11 protein-coding genes and 2 pseudogenes are annotated in these 15,725 nt (G+C 61.4%); 8 read left to right on the forward strand and 5 right to left on the reverse strand.

The features are described 5' to 3' along the window. The first annotated feature begins 2 nt into the window (after positions 1-2). Together BFV64_RS05695 and entF are read left to right on the forward strand one after the other, a co-directional pair. Positions 3-215, forward strand: coding sequence for an MbtH family protein (locus tag BFV64_RS05695; protein WP_047344421.1), 213 nt, complete (start codon positions 3-5; stop codon positions 213-215). Further along, positions 212-4,069, forward strand: a pseudogene (entF, locus tag BFV64_RS05700) (enterobactin non-ribosomal peptide synthetase EntF). Before BFV64_RS05695 ends, entF begins: the two are co-directional and overlap by 4 nt. 75 nt (positions 4,070-4,144) lie before the next feature. Here entF and BFV64_RS05705 read toward each other — a convergent pair. The 4 genes from BFV64_RS05705 to fepD form a co-directional block, all read right to left on the reverse strand. After that, the gene (locus BFV64_RS05705) at positions 4,145-5,302 is read right to left on the reverse strand and encodes a DDE-type integrase/transposase/recombinase (RefSeq protein WP_045282386.1); all 1,158 of its coding nucleotides are present in this window, start codon (positions 5,300-5,302) and stop codon (positions 4,145-4,147) included. Between the two features lie 146 nt (positions 5,303-5,448). Then, positions 5,449-6,243 carry an iron-enterobactin ABC transporter ATP-binding protein gene (gene fepC, locus BFV64_RS05710; RefSeq protein ID WP_023336889.1) on the reverse strand — a complete coding sequence of 265 codons (795 nt, stop codon included), beginning with the start codon at positions 6,241-6,243 and terminating at the stop codon, positions 5,449-5,451. Further along, positions 6,240-7,232 (reverse strand): iron-enterobactin ABC transporter permease, encoded by a 993-nt coding sequence (gene fepG, locus BFV64_RS05715; RefSeq protein WP_069601808.1) that lies wholly within the window; start codon positions 7,230-7,232, stop codon positions 6,240-6,242. The genes fepC and fepG overlap by 4 nt, the downstream gene beginning before the upstream one ends. Then, a complete protein-coding gene (gene fepD, locus BFV64_RS05720; RefSeq protein ID WP_014882947.1) occupies positions 7,229-8,233 on the reverse strand; it encodes a Fe(3+)-siderophore ABC transporter permease in 1,005 nt (334 codons plus the stop codon). The genes fepG and fepD overlap by 4 nt, the downstream gene beginning before the upstream one ends. A gap of 108 nt (positions 8,234-8,341) precedes the next feature. On the opposite strand from fepD, the gene entS reads away from it, so the two are divergent. Beyond that, a complete protein-coding gene (entS, locus tag BFV64_RS05725) occupies positions 8,342-9,577 on the forward strand; it encodes an enterobactin transporter EntS (protein ID WP_069601809.1) in 1,236 nt (411 codons plus the stop codon). 83 nt (positions 9,578-9,660) lie between these two features. Here the strand turns inward: entS and fepB are convergent, their stop codons facing one another. Then, on the reverse strand, positions 9,661-10,620 hold the full coding sequence (gene fepB / locus BFV64_RS05730; protein ID WP_014882949.1) for a Fe2+-enterobactin ABC transporter substrate-binding protein: 960 nt from the start codon (positions 10,618-10,620) through the stop codon (positions 9,661-9,663). 187 nt (positions 10,621-10,807) lie between these two features. On the opposite strand from fepB, the gene entC reads away from it, so the two are divergent. The 5 genes and pseudogenes from entC to entH all read left to right on the forward strand — a co-directional run bounded on the left by entC (position 10,808) and on the right by entH (position 15,636). Next, entirely contained in the window at positions 10,808-11,983 is a 1,176-nt protein-coding gene (gene entC, locus BFV64_RS05735; protein WP_069601810.1) for an isochorismate synthase EntC, read from the forward strand. A gap of 9 nt (positions 11,984-11,992) precedes the next feature. After that, the gene (entE, locus tag BFV64_RS05740; protein WP_069601811.1) at positions 11,993-13,603 is read left to right on the forward strand and encodes a (2,3-dihydroxybenzoyl)adenylate synthase EntE; all 1,611 of its coding nucleotides are present in this window, start codon (positions 11,993-11,995) and stop codon (positions 13,601-13,603) included. Between the two features lie 10 nt (positions 13,604-13,613). Beyond that, a complete protein-coding gene (locus tag BFV64_RS05745) occupies positions 13,614-14,468 on the forward strand; it encodes an isochorismatase (protein ID WP_048997039.1) in 855 nt (284 codons plus the stop codon). Continuing rightward, positions 14,468-15,222: pseudogene (gene entA, locus BFV64_RS05750) on the forward strand (2,3-dihydro-2,3-dihydroxybenzoate dehydrogenase EntA). Before BFV64_RS05745 ends, entA begins: the two are co-directional and overlap by 1 nt. Then, a complete protein-coding gene (entH, locus tag BFV64_RS05755; protein ID WP_014882954.1) occupies positions 15,223-15,636 on the forward strand; it encodes a proofreading thioesterase EntH in 414 nt (137 codons plus the stop codon). The last annotated feature ends 89 nt before the right edge of the window (positions 15,637-15,725 follow it).

Below are 15,725 nucleotides of genomic sequence, written 5' to 3' on the forward strand. Positions count from 1 at the left end.
GTATGGAATTCAGCAATCCTTTCGATAATCCGCAGGGACAGTTTGTCATTTTGCAAAACGACCAGGGGCAGTACAGCCTGTGGCCGCAGCAGTGCGAATTGCCCGCGGGCTGGCGCGTGGTATGCGAAGCGCAGTCTCAGGACGTGTGCCAGCAGTGGCTGGCGGAACACTGGCAGACGCTTGAGCCGTCGTATTTTGCGGGGGAAAACGCATGAGCCGTCTTCCGCTTGTCGCCGCCCAGCCGGGTATCTGGATGGCGGAGCAGTTGTCCGCGCTGCCAAATGCCTGGAGCGTGGCGCACTACACTGAGCTAAAGGGCGATATCGACGCGCCGTTGCTGGCAAAAGCCATTGCTGAAGGCATGATGCAGGCCGATACCCTGCGGATGCGTTTTGCCGAAGATAACGGTGAGGTGTGGCAGTGGGTGGATGAAACCGTCATGCTGCCGGAACCGTCCATCGTTCGCGTGGACTCTCATGATGCCGCCGTGGCGCTGATGGAAGCCGATCTCAACCAGAACCTGCGCGTCGACAGCGGTCAACCGCTGGCGTTTCATCTGCTGATTCAGGTGGGGGAAGAACGCTGGTACTGGTATCAGCGTTATCATCACTTAGTGGTAGATGGCTTCAGTTTCCCGGCGATTACCCGCCAGATTGCCGCCATTTATGCCGCATGGAAAAAGGGCGACCCCACGTCGCCATCTCCTTTTTCACCCTTCGCTGAGGTGGTGGAAGAGTATCAGCGCTATCGTGAAAGCGAGGCGTATGCACGCGACGGTGACTTCTGGGCAGCGCAGCGCAGACAGCTTCCTCCTCCGGTCTCTCTTTCTTCCGCGCCGCTGCCGGGGCGCGCCGCGACAACTGACATCCTGCGCCTGAAAATCGTCGCCGACAGCAGCGCGTTTAGCCAGCTTGCGCAGGCTGCAGGGCAGGCTCAGCGTACCGATCTGGCGCTTGCGCTGGTCGCGCTGTGGCTGGGCCGCCTGACCGGGCGTCTGGACTACGCCGCCGGGTTTATCTTTATGCGCCGCATGGGCTCCGTCGCGCTGACCGCAACTGGACCGGTGCTCAACGTCCTGCCGCTTGCGGTGAATATCGATCCGCAGGAGAGCCTGCCTGGGCTGGCGCTGCGTCTGGCGAGCCAGCTGAAAAAAATGCGCCGCCATCAGCGCTACGACGCGGAGCAAATTCTCCGCGACAGCGGTAAGGCGGCGGGTGATGAAGCCCTGTTTGGCCCGGTGCTGAACGTTAAGGTGTTCGATTATCAACTGGAACTCGACGGCGTAGAGGCCATCACCCACACGCTGGCGACCGGACCGGTGAACGATCTCGAGCTGGCCTTGTTCCCGGACGAGCAGGGCGGATTAAGTATTGAAATTCTCGCCAGCAAACAGCGTTACGATGAAACAACGCTGAAGGGCCACGTCGCGCGCCTGAACGCGATGCTGGTGCAGTTTGCCGCTAACCCGGACCTGCGATGTGGGGAAGTGGAAACCGTGTCAGAGCAAGAGTACGCGCAGCTTGCGCGCATCAATGACACCGGGCTGGCGCTACCCTCCACCACGCTCGCGGAGCTGGTGGCGGAACAGGCGAGCAGGACGCCGGACGCCCCCGCGCTGGCGGATGCGCACATCGAGCTGAACTACCGCCAGATGCGCGAGCAGGTGGTCGCGCTGGCAAACCTGCTGCGTGCGCGCGGCGTGAAGCCGGGCGACAGCGTGGCGGTGGCCCTCCCGCGTTCGGTATTCCTGACGCTGGCCCTGCACGGCATTGTGGAAGCCGGCGCCGCGTGGTTACCGCTGGACACCGGTTACCCGGACGACCGCCTGCGGATGATGCTGGAGGACGCAAAGCCGTCCCTGCTGATTACCACCGATGAGCAGCTTCCGCGCTTTAGCGAACTGCCCATAGCTTCGTTTAGTTACAACATGCTTTTGCCTGCTGCGGGTACTCAGCCTCTGCGCGCGGCGAAACCGGAGCAGACGGCGTACATCATTTTTACCTCGGGTTCAACCGGGCGTCCGAAAGGGGTGATGGTTGGGCATACCGCCATCGTTAACCGCCTGAAGTGGATGCAGAACCACTACCCGCTGACAGCGAATGACGTGGTGGCGCAGAAAACGCCGTGCAGCTTTGACGTCTCGGTCTGGGAGTTCTGGTGGCCGTTTATCGCCGGGGCGAAGCTGGTGATGGCCGAGCCGGACGCGCACCGGGACCCGCAGGCGATGCAGAGCTTCTTCGCCCGGTATGGCGTCACGACGACCCACTTTGTGCCGTCGATGCTGGCGGCGTTTGTCGCCTCGCTGACGCCGGAAAACGTCGACTGCTGCAGGACGCTTAAGCAGGTGTTCTGCAGCGGCGAAGCGCTGCCGACCGGGCTGTGCCGCGAGTGGCAACAGCTCACCCATGCGCCGCTGCACAACCTCTACGGCCCGACCGAAGCGGCGGTGGACGTGAGCTGGTATCCGGCGTTTGGCCCTGAGCTGGCGGCCGTTGAAGGCAATAGCGTGCCGATTGGTTTCCCGGTGTGGAACACGGGGCTGCGCATTCTGGATGCAATGATGCGCCCGGTGCCGTTCGGCGTGGCGGGGGATCTGTATCTCACCGGCATTCAGCTGGCGCAGGGATATCTGGGGCGTCCGGATCTCACCGCTAGCCGCTTTATCGCCGACCCGTTCGCGCCGGGCGAGCGGATGTATCGCACCGGTGACGTCGCCCGCTGGCTGGATAACGGGGCGGTAGAATATCTGGGCCGCAGCGATGATCAGCTAAAAATTCGCGGCCAGCGTATTGAGCTGGGCGAAATCGACCGGGCGATACTGTCGCTGCCGGACGTGGCGCAGGCCGTGGCGCATGCCTGCGTGTTCAACCAGGCGGCGGCAACGGGGGGCGATGCCCGCCAGCTGGTGGGATACGTTGTCTCCGAATCCGGTTTACCGCTGGATCGCGATGCGCTGCTGGAATCGCTGAAGGCGCAGCTTCCGCCGCATATGGTGCCGGTGGTGCTGCTGCAACTCAGCGCGCTGCCGCTCAGCGCGAACGGCAAACTCGACCGCAAGGCGCTGCCGCTGCCGGAGTTGACCAGCAAAACCACCGGACGCGCGCCGGAAACGGACACCGAAATCGGCGTGGCGCATGCGTTTGCCGCGCTGCTGGGTTGCGAGGTGAACGATATCGAAGCCGACTTCTTTGCCCTCGGCGGCCACTCGCTGCTGGCGATGCGGCTGGCGGCGCAGCTCAGCCGCACGTTCGCCCGCAAGGTCACGCCGGGGCAGATTATGGTCGCCTCGACGGTGAGCAAGCTCAGTGCGCTGCTGGACTTAAAAATGAACGACGAGCAGGCGCAGCGTCTGGGGCATGAAGCCGTTCTGCCGCTGCGTGAAAGCCATGGCCCGACGCTGTTCTGCTTCCATCCGGCGTCCGGTTTTGCCTGGCAGTTCAGCGTGCTGGCGCGCCACCTCAGCCCGCGCTGGTCTATCACCGGTATTCAGTCTCCCCGACCGGAAGGGCCGATGCAGCAGTGTGCGGATCTGGATGGGGTGATTGATCATCACCTGAATACGCTGCGTAAGCAGCAGCCGCAGGGGCCGTATTATTTGTTCGGTTATTCCCTCGGCGGCACGCTGGCGCAGGCTATTGCCGCTCGTTTGCGCGCGCAGGGTGAAGAGGTGGCGTTCCTTGGCCTGCTGGATACCTGGCCACCGGAAACCCAGAACTGGGCGGAGAAAGAGGCCAACGGCCTCGACCCGGCAGTGCTGGCGGAAATTGAGCGCGAGCGGCAGGCGTTTATCGCCGCGCAGCAGGGGCAGGGCAGCAGTGAGCTGTTTGGCGCCATCGAGGGCAACTACGCCGATGCGGTGCGCCTGCTCACCACGGCGCACAGCGCGCGGTTTGAAGGCAAAGCGACGCTGTTTGTCGCCGAGCGCACGCGCACGATGGATCCGCAGGTCGCCTGAGCGCCGTGGGTGGCGGAGCTTGAGGTGCATAGCCAGGATTGCGCCCACGTGGATATCATTTCGCCGCAGGCGTTTGAGAAGATTGGGCCGGTGTTGAGGGAAATGTTGGGATAGTGCAAATGCCCGGTGGCGCTGTTGTATGACCGGATACATAGGTGACAGATCAGACCGGGAACATAGGTAACACTTTTAGTCTATCCGGAGCACACTCTGGGTTTTTCGGTCGTAGTACGCAAGCGTTATCCCATTAAAGATGATGGCCTCAAGGCCATCATCTTGTTCTTCCAGCATGATGTACTCCCCAGTCAGTGCTTCACTCAGGAACACCGTACCCTTTTTTCCCATATAGAGGGTCCCCCTCGATTTCACCCTGTAGACTGTACCTCCTTCCGGATAAGCATATTCAGGAACACGGCCATCCCAGTGTCGGTTTGAGGGTTGCCATACCGTTCCGGGCGTTGCTCCCGCCAGTGCTTCATGCGGCCTTTCGTAGTTAAATTCTTTCCGGTAGTCACTGAACCACCGCTGTTGTTCTTCCATCGTCATGAAGGTGTTGCCCTGTTTCACCGCACTTTTCAGGGAGCGGTGCATTCGCTCATGGCGGCCATTTTCTTCCGGATGCCCCTTTCTGATACGCTCCGGCCTGATGCCCAGCTTGATTAGCCAGACGGCAAGACGACTTAATCCGGCTATTCCTGTTCCCGCGAAGGGCTGGCCGTTATCGGTTCTAAGCACTTCCGGCAGACCATATTCCAGGAACGCATCCGTCAGGCACTCTCTGACAAAGGGTTCACTCTCACGGTGTGTTCCCCGGCAGCTGAGCAGATACCGGCTGTGATTATCGGTCAGGGTGAAAGGATGGCAGTACTCTCTGCTGAGCAGCCTGAACTTGCCTTTAAAATCAGCGCTCCAGACCTGATTGTTCTCACTGATGATGGTCAGGGGCTGGCGATTGCCTGGTGTTCTGCGTTTTCGTTTTTTATCCGGAACCAGGCCTTCGCGCTTGAGGATATCGCCGATAGTGCTGGCGGCAGGTACGGTAAAATCGACGTGATGATTGAGCAACCACATCCGCAGTTTTTTTGGCCCCCAGTCAGGGTGTTTTTGACGCAGGGCAGTCAGGTGTCCGGCGATATCATCAGGAACCGTCCGGGAGTGGGAGCGTGGCGCACGCGACCGGTCCGAGAGAGATGACAGGTCAGAAGGGTCAAAACGCTGAAGCCATTTATAGCCGGTTTTACGGCTGATGCCAAAAAGACGGCAAAGCGCGGAGAAGGAGTCCGTACCTGCATGGCAGGCACGGATAAAATCAAGGCGTTGCATAGGTCGGGTCTCAGTCCAGGGCATAGCGAGTCTCCTCTTCTATGCCAGTTATAACTGTTACCCATGTATCCGGTCTAAAGTGTTACCCATGTTTCCGGTTCATACCCTGTGCTTACCGGGCCTACGGGAGCTGAATGTAGGCCGGGTAAGGCGTAGCCGCCACCCGGCAATTACCGCCGACCCAATGGCACCACCAGCGGCGTTCCCGCCACCGGATCGTCAATAATCATGCAGCGCATACCGTAGATCTGCGCGATCAGATCCGGCGTCACAATCTCCTTCGGCGCGCCCTGCGCCACAATCTCACCGTCGCGCAAGGCAATGAGATGCGTCGCGTAGCGGCACGCCTGGTTCAAATCATGGAGCACCGCCGCCAGCGTATACCCTTGGGTGCGGTTCAGCTCGCTCAGCAGCTCCAGCAGGTCAATTTGATGGCTGATATCCAGCCACGTTGTTGGCTCGTCCAGCAGCATGATGGAGGTTTCCTGCGCTAACACCATCGCAATCCACGCGCGCTGGCGCTGGCCCCCGGAAAGGGTATCGACGCTTTGTTGGGCGAGAGCGGTAATCCCCGTCGCCTGCATCGCGCGGTTTACCGCTTCATCGTCCTCTTTACGCCAGCGGGTAAATAGCGGCTGGTGCGGATAGCGCCCGCGCGAGACCAGTTCCTGCACCGTGATGTCCCCCGGCGTGGTGGCGTTTTGCGCCAGCAGCCCGATGCGCCTGGCCACCTCTTTGCTGGCGAAGCGCTGGATCTGCTCTCCGTCCAGAAACACGCTGCCCTCAACCGGGGTCATCAGGCGGCTCAGCGTGCGCAGCAAGGTTGATTTGCCGCAGCCGTTCGGGCCGATAATCGCCGTGAAGTGGCCCTCCGGAATAGCGACGGTTAAATCACGGGCAATGATTTTTTTGCCGTAGCCAAGGGTAAGGTTTTCGCCGCGCAAGCGGGTTGTTGTGTCTGTCATTTCTTGCGTGACTCCTGAACGAGCAAGACGATGAGGTAAATCCCGCCGAGGCTGACGGTTACCACGCCCACCGGCAGTTGATAAGGCATAAACAGCCGCTGGGCGCAGAGATCGGCGGCCAGCAGTAACAGCGATCCGCACAGCGCCGCCTGGGTTAATCCCCAGCGCGCGGTGCCGCTAAGACGCCGGGCGATGTGCGGGGCGACAAGCGCAATAAAGGATATCGGCCCGGCGATGGCGGTGGAGGCGGCGGTCAGTAATACGGCCACCAGCATCAGCATCAGGCGCGAGCGCTCAACGCTCACGCCCAGCGCGCAGGCGCTGTCGTCGCCCATCTCCAGCAGCCGCATGCGGCGCACCAGCAGCAGCGCGCCGATAAACATCAGCAAAATCAACGGCGCGGCGGGCCAGGTTTTGCCCCACGTCAGGCCGTTGAGTGAACCGGCATACCACAGCCCGGCGGAGATCGCGGTGTCCAGCGTGGCCTGCAGTAACAGCCAGGTGTTAAAGGCCATCAGCATGGCGCGCACGCCAATACCGATGATGATCAGGCGGAAGGTATCGATGCCGTTGCGCCAGGCAAGGAGCCAGATAACCAGCGACGTCAGAATACCGCCCGCCATCGCCGTAAAGGTGATGGCCGTCAGGTGCTGGCCGAACAGCACCATCGCCACCAGTACGCCACTCCAGGCTCCGGTATTCAGGCCCATTACGTCCGGGCTGCCGAGCGGGTTGCGCATCAGCGACTGGAAAATCGCGCCGCTGACCCCGAGCGCTGCGCCCACCAGAATCGCCATCGCCACCCGCGGCAGTCGCCATTCGGTGACCACCAGGGTGATATTGCGCGGGGCGCTGCCCGTGAGGGCGTGGAAGACCTGCACGAAATCGAGCGTGACCGCACCGCTTTGCAGGCTCCAGACCGCCAGCATAACCGTGGCGATAACCAGCAGAGATACGCTGGTTATTAAACGACGGGTCAGAACCCTCATGCGCCACCTCCGCGTCTGCGTCGTACCAGGACGATCAGCACCGGCGCGCCGATAAAGGCGCTGACCACCGAAACGCGCAGTTCGCCTGGCACCAGTAGACGGCCGAGCACATCGGCAAACAGCAGCAGGGCCGGGGTGGCAAGCAAGGTGACCGGCAATGACCAGCGGTGATCGGCCCCCACCAGCCAGCGCGCCATGTGCGGCATCATCAGGCCGATAAAGGCAATCGGGCCGACCACGGCGGTCGCGCAGCCACACAGGACGGTGATGGCGAGCAGGCCAACCAGCTGCGTACGCGCCACGCGGTTGCCGAGTGCGGTCGCGGTGTCGCTGCCAAGACTGAGGCTGTTGAGCGCCCGGCTTAACAACAGCGCCACGGCGGCGGCGATAATGACCGGGAGCGCCACCACTTTCAGCGTGTCGAGAGTACGGATATCCAGCGAGCCGGCCTGCCAGAAGCGCAACTGGTCGTAGACGTCCGGGTTGAGCAGGGCGATGCCGTTGGATAAGCCTTCCAGCACCGCTGCGAGCGCTACGCCAGCCAGCGTCAGGCGTACCGGGCTTAGCTGTCCACCGCCCTGGCTGCCGGTAAACGCGACCACCAGCGAGGCGGCCAGCGCGCCGCAAAAGGCCATCACCAGTTGCTCAGAAGGTGACGTCAATCCGAACAGCGCCGCGCCGAGCACGATGGCAAAGCTGGCGCCAGAGTTCACGCCGAGAATACCGGGGTCCGCCAGCGGGTTACGGGTGAGGGTTTGCATCAGGGCCCCGGCAAGACCGAGGGCACCACCGGCCAGCAGTCCGGCGAGGGTTCGGGGCAGACGAGCGTCGAGCACGATAACGCAGTCGGCGCTCTGGCAGCTTCCGGAGAGCGCATCGACAATAACGGATGCGGGCAGGGACTTCGCGCCAACCAGCAGACTGAGTGCAATCGCAAGGATCAACAGCAGCAATAATACGGGCACGGCAATGGCGCGCACCGCAGAAGAGGAAAACGACATAGCAACATCCATGATTTGATAATGATAGTGATTATCGTTATCTATCTTATTTGGCTATGTTAGCATGTGCGCCCATGGAATGGGTAGAAATAGACTCAAGGCTTTGTCATGAATCAAAAATCCTGGCTGCTCAACCTCAGCCTGCTCAAAACGCACCCGGCGTATCGCGCCGTTTTTATCGCGCGCTTTATCTCCATTTTGTCCCTCGGGCTGCTCGGCGTGGCGGTGCCGGTCCAGATCCAGGCCATGACGCACTCCAGCTGGCTGGTGGGGTTATCGGTTACGTTAACCGGCAGCGCAATGTTTATCGGCCTGATGGTCGGCGGCGTGCTGGCGGACCGCTACGAGCGTAAAAAACTGATCCTGCTGGCGCGCGGCACCTGTGGCGTGGGCTTTATCGGGCTGTGTATTAACGCTTTGCTGCCGGAGCCGTCGCTGATGGCAATTTACGCCCTGGGGCTGTGGGACGGTTTTTTTGCCTCGCTAGGCGTGACGGCGCTGCTGGCGGCGACGCCTGCGCTGGTGGGGCGTGAGAATCTGATGCAGGCGGGGGCGATCACCATGCTCACCGTGCGCCTCGGCTCGGTGATTTCGCCGATGGTGGGTGGCCTGCTGCTGGCCACCGGCAACGTGGCGTGGAACTACGGGCTGGCAGCGGCGGGAACCTTCATTACCACGTTGACGCTGCTGCGCCTGCCGTTGCTGCCACCTCCGCCGCAGCCGCGTGAGCATCCGCTGAAGTCCCTGATGGCGGCCATTCGTTTTCTGTTCAGCAACCCGCTGATTGGCGGCATTGCGCTGCTCGGTGGCCTGCTGACCATGGCGAGCGCGGTGCGCGTGATGTACCCGGCGCTGGCGGGCGAGTGGCAGATGAGCGCCTCGGAAATCGGTATTCTCTACGCCGCCATTCCGCTCGGCGCGGCGTGTGGCGCGTTGACCAGCGGTCATCTGGCGCAGAGCGCGCGTCCGGGGCTGATTATGCTGCTTGCTACGCTGGCCTCGTTTGTTGCCATTGGCTTCTTCAGCCTGATGCCGGTGTGGGCGCTCGGGGTGATGTGTCTGACGATCTTTGGCTGGCTGAGCGCCATCAGCTCGCTTTTACAGTACACCCTGATCCAGACCCAGACGCCGGAGGGGATGCTCGGGCGCATTAACGGTTTGTGGACCGCGCAGAACGTGACGGGGGATGCGATCGGTGCGGCGATCCTTGGCGGACTGGGAGCCGTCATGAGCCCGGTGGCCTCGGCGAGCAGCAGCGGGTTAGTGTTAGCCGTTGTTGGCGTGATTTTATTGGCGGCTTTGGTGGAGTTGCGTCGGTTCAGGCAGGAGAGTGCTCCGGTGTGATTTGCCGGGTGGCGGCTGCGCCTTACCCGGCCTACATTTTGCACCCGTAGGCCCGGTAAGCGAAGCGCCACCGGGCGCAGTTATTACCTGAAAATTGCCTCTAAACGCTGTAACACCAACATCGCGCTGTAATAATCCAGGCGGAACGTCTCCGTTCCCAGCGCCCAGACGCGCTTGTTCTGCACAGCTGGCAGATGCGCCAGCAGCGGGTTGGCGTAGATCGCATCCACGTCTTTCTGGTCGCCGGCAAAGACAAACAGCCCTTCGCCGTTTAGCCCCGTCGCCAGGTTTTCCCCGCCCAGCTGAATAATGTCGTGGCGTTTCCCCTGGCTTTTCGAGGTATGCAACCCGGCAGGCAGGTCCGCCAGCGTAAAGCCCAGCTGGTGCAGAAGCTTGCCCTGGGCCGATTCCGTGGTCCACAGGTTCGCCGTGTGTGCGGCGGCGGTATAGACGATGGCGTTTACTGGCTGCGGCGGCAGCGTCATCTGCTGCTTCACCTGGGCGAGCTGTTCATCAAATGCGGCAATGCGCTCGGCGGCCTGCTTTTCGTGTCCGGTCATCGTGCCCAGCTGCGTCAGCAGTTCCTGCCAGCTTTTGTCGTCGTAGTTGATGATAAGCGTGGGCGCGATGGCCGAGAGCTGATCGTACAGCGCCAGCGCCGAATCCCCGCCGGTGGCGCTGATCAAAATCAGATCCGGCATTTGGGCGGCCACCGCCTCTGCGCTGGGTTCACCAATATACAGCCGCGCAACCTTACGCTGTTTCGCAATGTCTCCCCACTGGCGCAGGAAACCCTGCGCATCCGCGACGCGGTTATTCGGCGTGGTCGCACCGCTGGCGATAACCGGCGCATCAATTGCCAGCAGGGAGCCGGTCAGGGTCACGCTGGTGGAGACAATGCGCGTCGGTTTGTGCTCAAGGGTATGAACGCCACGGCTGTCGGTGACCTGACGCGGCCAGTCGGCGGCAATCGATGAGGTAACGCCTAAAACAAATACGCCTGTTAAAAAAAGGGCATTACGGAAAAGGGCGGGAAGATTCACAGCTCGGCATCCTGTTTTTGTTGAAGATAATGCTTCTCATTTTCATGGTAGCAGGGAAGGGATGCAAGCGTTTGTCGCATAAGTTATTTGTCCGACGGTTGACAGCGGGGCGCTGTGGGATTAGGTTAGCCGACGAAAATATAAATGATAATCATTATTGCTTCTTTTATCGTTTGTGGAGGATGATATGGACACGTCCCTGGCTGAGGAAGTTCAGTACACCGCGACCACGCTGCCATCAGACAGCTTTTTCTTTATGTCGCCTTACCGCAGTTTTACCACCTCCGGCTGTTTTGCCCGCTTCAGTGAACCCGCCGTCGGCGGCGACGATCCGGCAGGTCACTTTCAGCAAAAATTAGCCCAGGCTTTCCGGAATGCGAAAGCCAGCGGCATTGCCCATCCGGTGATGGTGGGTGCCATTCCCTTTGATACCCGCAAGCCGTCGTCGCTGTTTATTCCGCAACGCTGGCAGACCTTTTCCCGTCCTGCGCGTCAGCAATCCGCACGTTATTTCTCCGATTCACAGGCGCTGAAGGTGCAGCAACGCACCGAGATCCCTGCGCAGCCCGTGTTTGAAGAGATGGTCGCGCGTGCAGCGTCGCTCACCGCCACCCCGCGGGTGAACAAGGTGGTGTTGTCGCGCCTGATTGATATCGCGGCTGACAAAAAGCTGGACAGCGGTGCCCTGATGGAGCGCCTTATCGCCCAGAATCCGGCCAGTTTTAACTTCCACGTACCGCTGGAGGACGGGGGCGTGCTGCTCGGCGCCAGCCCGGAACTGCTGCTGCGCAAAGAGGGCGCGCACTTTAGCTCGCTGCCGCTGGCAGGCTCCGCGCGTCGTCAGCCGGACGATGTACTGGATCGCGAGGCGGGTAATAAGCTGCTGGCGTCCGAAAAAGATCGCCACGAGCACGACCTGGTCACCCAGGCGATGAAAGCGATTCTGGAACCGCGCAGCCATCACCTGACCATGCCGTCTTCTCCGCAGCTCATTACCACGCCAACGCTGTGGCACCTGGCAACGCCGGTGGAGGGCGAGGCGCGTGAAAACGAGAACGCCCTGACGCTGGCCTGCCTGCTGCACCCGACCCCGGCCCTGAGCGGCTTCCCGCATCAGGCGGCGAAAGCGCTGATTGCCGAGCTGGAACCGTTTGATCGCGAGCTGTTCGGCGGCATCGTCGGCTGGTGCGACAGCGAAGGGAACGGCGAGTGGGTGGTGACCATCCGCTGCGCGCGGCTGCATAACAATACCGTTCGCCTGTTTGCCGGCGCGGGCATTGTGCCTGCCTCCTCTCCGGTGGGCGAATGGCGTGAAACCGGTGTGAAGCTTTCCACCATGCTCAACGTGTTTGGTTTGCACTAAGGAAGACTGATGACCATTCCCTTTACCCGCTGGCCGGAGGATTTTGCCCGTCGCTACCGAGAAAAAGGCTACTGGCAGGATCTGCCGCTGACCCACATCCTGACGGACCATGCGGACAGCGATGCCGTGGCGATTATCGACGGCGATCGGCGTATCACCTATCGTAACTTTAATCAGGCGGTGAACAACCTCGCGTCCGCACTTCAGGCGCAGGGGCTGCACCGTGGCGAGACCGCACTGGTACAGCTCGGCAACGTGGCTGAGTTCTACATGACCTTCTTTGCGCTGCTGCACATTGGCGTCGCGCCGGTCAACGCGCTCTTTAGCCATCAGCGCAGCGAACTGAACGCCTACGCCATGCAGATCAAACCCGCCGTGCTGATTGCCGATCGCGATCACGCGCTGTTCGCGGGCGATGATTTCCTCAACACCTTCGTGGATGCGCATCGGTCGGTACGCGTTGTGCTGCTGCGCGGCGATAAGGGCGAACACGCCCTGGACGCGGCGATTGCGCGTCCGGCGGACCATTTCATCCCGAACCCGACGCCCGCCGATGAAGTGGCCTTCTTTCAGCTTTCCGGGGGGAGCACCGGCACGCCGAAACTGATCCCGCGCACGCACAACGATTACGACTACAGCATCCGCCGCAGCAACGAGATTTGCGGCATTAACGCGAAGACCCGTTATCTGAACGCGCTGCCCGCGGCGCACAACTACGCCATGAGTTCGCCGGGATCGTTAGGCGTTTTCACGGCGGGTGGCTGCGTGGTGTTAGCGAGCGACCCGAGCGCCACGCTCTGCTTCCCGTTAATTGAGCAACATCAGATCAACGTCACCTCGCTGGTGCCACCGGCGGTCAGCCTGTGGTTGCAGGCGATTGCCGACGGCGCGGGGAACGCACAGCTTAAATCTCTCAAGCTCCTGCAGGTGGGCGGTGCGCGCCTTTCCGCCACGCTTGCCGCGCGCATTCCGGCGGAAATCGGCTGTCAGCTTCAGCAGGTGTTTGGCATGGCGGAAGGGCTGGTGAACTACACCGCGCTCGACGACGCCCCGGAACGCATCATCAATACTCAGGGCCGCCCGATGTGTCCGGACGACGAAGTGTGGGTGGCAGATGAACACGGCAATCCGCTGCCGCGCGGGGAAGTCGGGCGTCTGATGACGCGCGGACCGTACACCTTCCGCGGCTATTTTAACAGCCCGGAACACAACGCCAGCGCCTTCGATGCAGAAGGTTTTTACTGCTCCGGGGATCTGATCGCCATCGACGAGCAGGGCTATATCACCGTGCAGGGGCGCGAGAAAGATCAGATCAACCGCGGCGGAGAGAAGATCGCCGCGGAAGAGATCGAAAACCTGCTGCTGCGCCATGAGTCGGTGATCCACGCCGCGCTGGTGAGCATGGAGGACAGCCTGCTGGGCGAAAAGAGCTGCGCGTATCTGGTGGTGAAAAAGCCCCTGCGCGCGGTCGAGGTGCGCCGCTTCCTTCGCGAGGAGGGCGTTGCCGAGTTTAAACTGCCGGACCGCGTGGAGAGCGTGGATGCGCTCCCGCTGACGCCGGTCGGCAAAGTCGATAAGAAACAGTTGCGCCTGTGGCTGGCTGAACGGGCGCAGGGCTGAGGAACAGAGTATGGCCATTCCAAAATTAACCGCTTACGCGCTGCCGACCGCTGCAGAACTGCCAGCCAATAAAGTGAACTGGGCGTTCGAGCCAGAACGTGCCGCGCTGCTGATCCACGACATGCAGGAGTATTTCCTGAATTTCTGGGGCGAAAACAGCGCCATGATGCAGCAGGTGGTCGCGAATATCGCCAGACTTCGCGCGTACTGCAAAGCGCACAATATTCCGGTGTACTACACCGCGCAGCCAAAAGAGCAGAGCGATGAGGACCGCGCCCTGCTGAACGACATGTGGGGGCCGGGCCTGACCCGCTCGCCGGAGCAGCAGCGTATTGTGGCCGAACTGACGCCGGACGAAGCGGACACCGTGCTGGTGAAGTGGCGCTATAGCGCGTTCCATCGTTCGCCGCTGGAGCAGATGCTGAAAGAGACCGGCCGCAACCAGCTGCTGATTACCGGCGTGTACGCCCACATCGGCTGTATGACCACCGCGACCGATGCCTTTATGCGCGACATCAAGCCGTTCTTTATCGCCGACGCGCTGGCGGATTTCACCCGCGACGAGCATCTGATGTCCCTCAACTACGTTGCCGGGCGTTCAGGCCGCGTGGTGATGACCGACGAGCTGCTGCCGTCCATTCCGGCAACGAAAACCGCGCTGCGCGCGCTGATCCTGCCGCTGCTGGACGAGTCCGATGAGCCGATGGATGACGAAAACCTGATCGACTATGGTCTGGACTCTGTGCGCATGATGGCGCTGGCCGCCCGCTGGCGCAAAGTGCATGGCGATATCGACTTCGTGATGCTGGCCAAAAATCCTACCCTCGACGCCTGGTGGGCGCTGCTCTCCCGCGAGGTGAAGTGATGGCGGGATTTGATTTCAGCGGCAAAACCGTCTGGGTGACGGGCGCGGGGAAGGGGATAGGCTACGCGACGGCGCTGGCGTTTGTTGACGCGGGCGCGCAGGTGACCGGGTTCGATCTGGCCTTCCCGCAGGACGACTACCCCTTCGCGACTGAAACGCTGGACGTAGCAAATGCCGCGCAGGTGAGTGACGTGTGTGGCCGCGTGCTGGCTTCGCTTGAACGCCTGGACGTGCTGGTCAACGCGGCGGGTATTCTGCGTATGGGGGCGACGGACCAGCTCTCGCAGGAGGACTGGCAGCAGACCTTCGCGGTCAACGTTGGCGGTGCGTTCAACCTTTTCCAGCAGACGATGGGCCAGTTTCGCCGTCAGCAGGGCGGGGCGATCGTCACCGTCGCCTCTGACGCGGCACATACGCCGCGTATCGGGATGAGCGCCTACGGCGCCTCGAAAGCGGCACTGAAAAGCCTCGCCCTGACCGTCGGCCTGGAGCTGGCGGGCAGCGGCGTACGCTGTAACCTGGTGTCGCCGGGGTCAACGGACACCGATATGCAGCGTACCCTTTGGACAAACGACGATGCGGAGCAGCAGCGCATTCGCGGTTTTGGCGAGCAGTTCAAGCTTGGTATTCCGCTTGGCAAAATCGCCCGTCCGCAGGAGATTGCCAGTACCGTGCTGTTCCTTGCCTCCGATGCCGCCAGCATATCACTCTGCAGGATATCGTGGTGGACGGCGGCTCCACGCTGGGGGCGTAAATGATCTGGAAACGTCATTTATCCCTCGACGAGCTGAACGCGACCAGCATGAACACCCTGGTGGCGCATGTGGGCATCGTCTATACCCGCCTCGGCGACGACACGCTCGAGGCCGAGATGCCGGTGGATGCGCGTACCCATCAGCCGTTTGGCCTGCTGCACGGCGGCGCCTCTGCCGCGCTGGCGGAAACGCTGGGGTCGATGGCCGGATTTCTGATGACCCGTGACGGGCAAAGCGTCGTGGGCACCGAACTGAACGCCACCCACCACCGTGCCGTGGCGCAGGGAAAGGTGCGTGGGGTGTGCCAGCCGCTGCATCTGGGGAGAACAAACCAGAGCTGGGAAATCGTGGTTTTCGACGAGCAGGGACGACGATGCTGTACCTGCAGGTTGAGTACGATGGTGTTGGGGTAAGTCATTTAGCTGAAAGTGATCGGCTTAACACTGTGGTGTAAATCTCTGGTTTGACCACACATTATTGCGTTTCAGAGTTGTTAAATATT

Origin of the sequence: Enterobacter kobei, assembly GCF_001729765.1 — a bacterium.
Classification (GTDB): Bacteria; Pseudomonadota; Gammaproteobacteria; order Enterobacterales; family Enterobacteriaceae; genus Enterobacter; species Enterobacter kobei.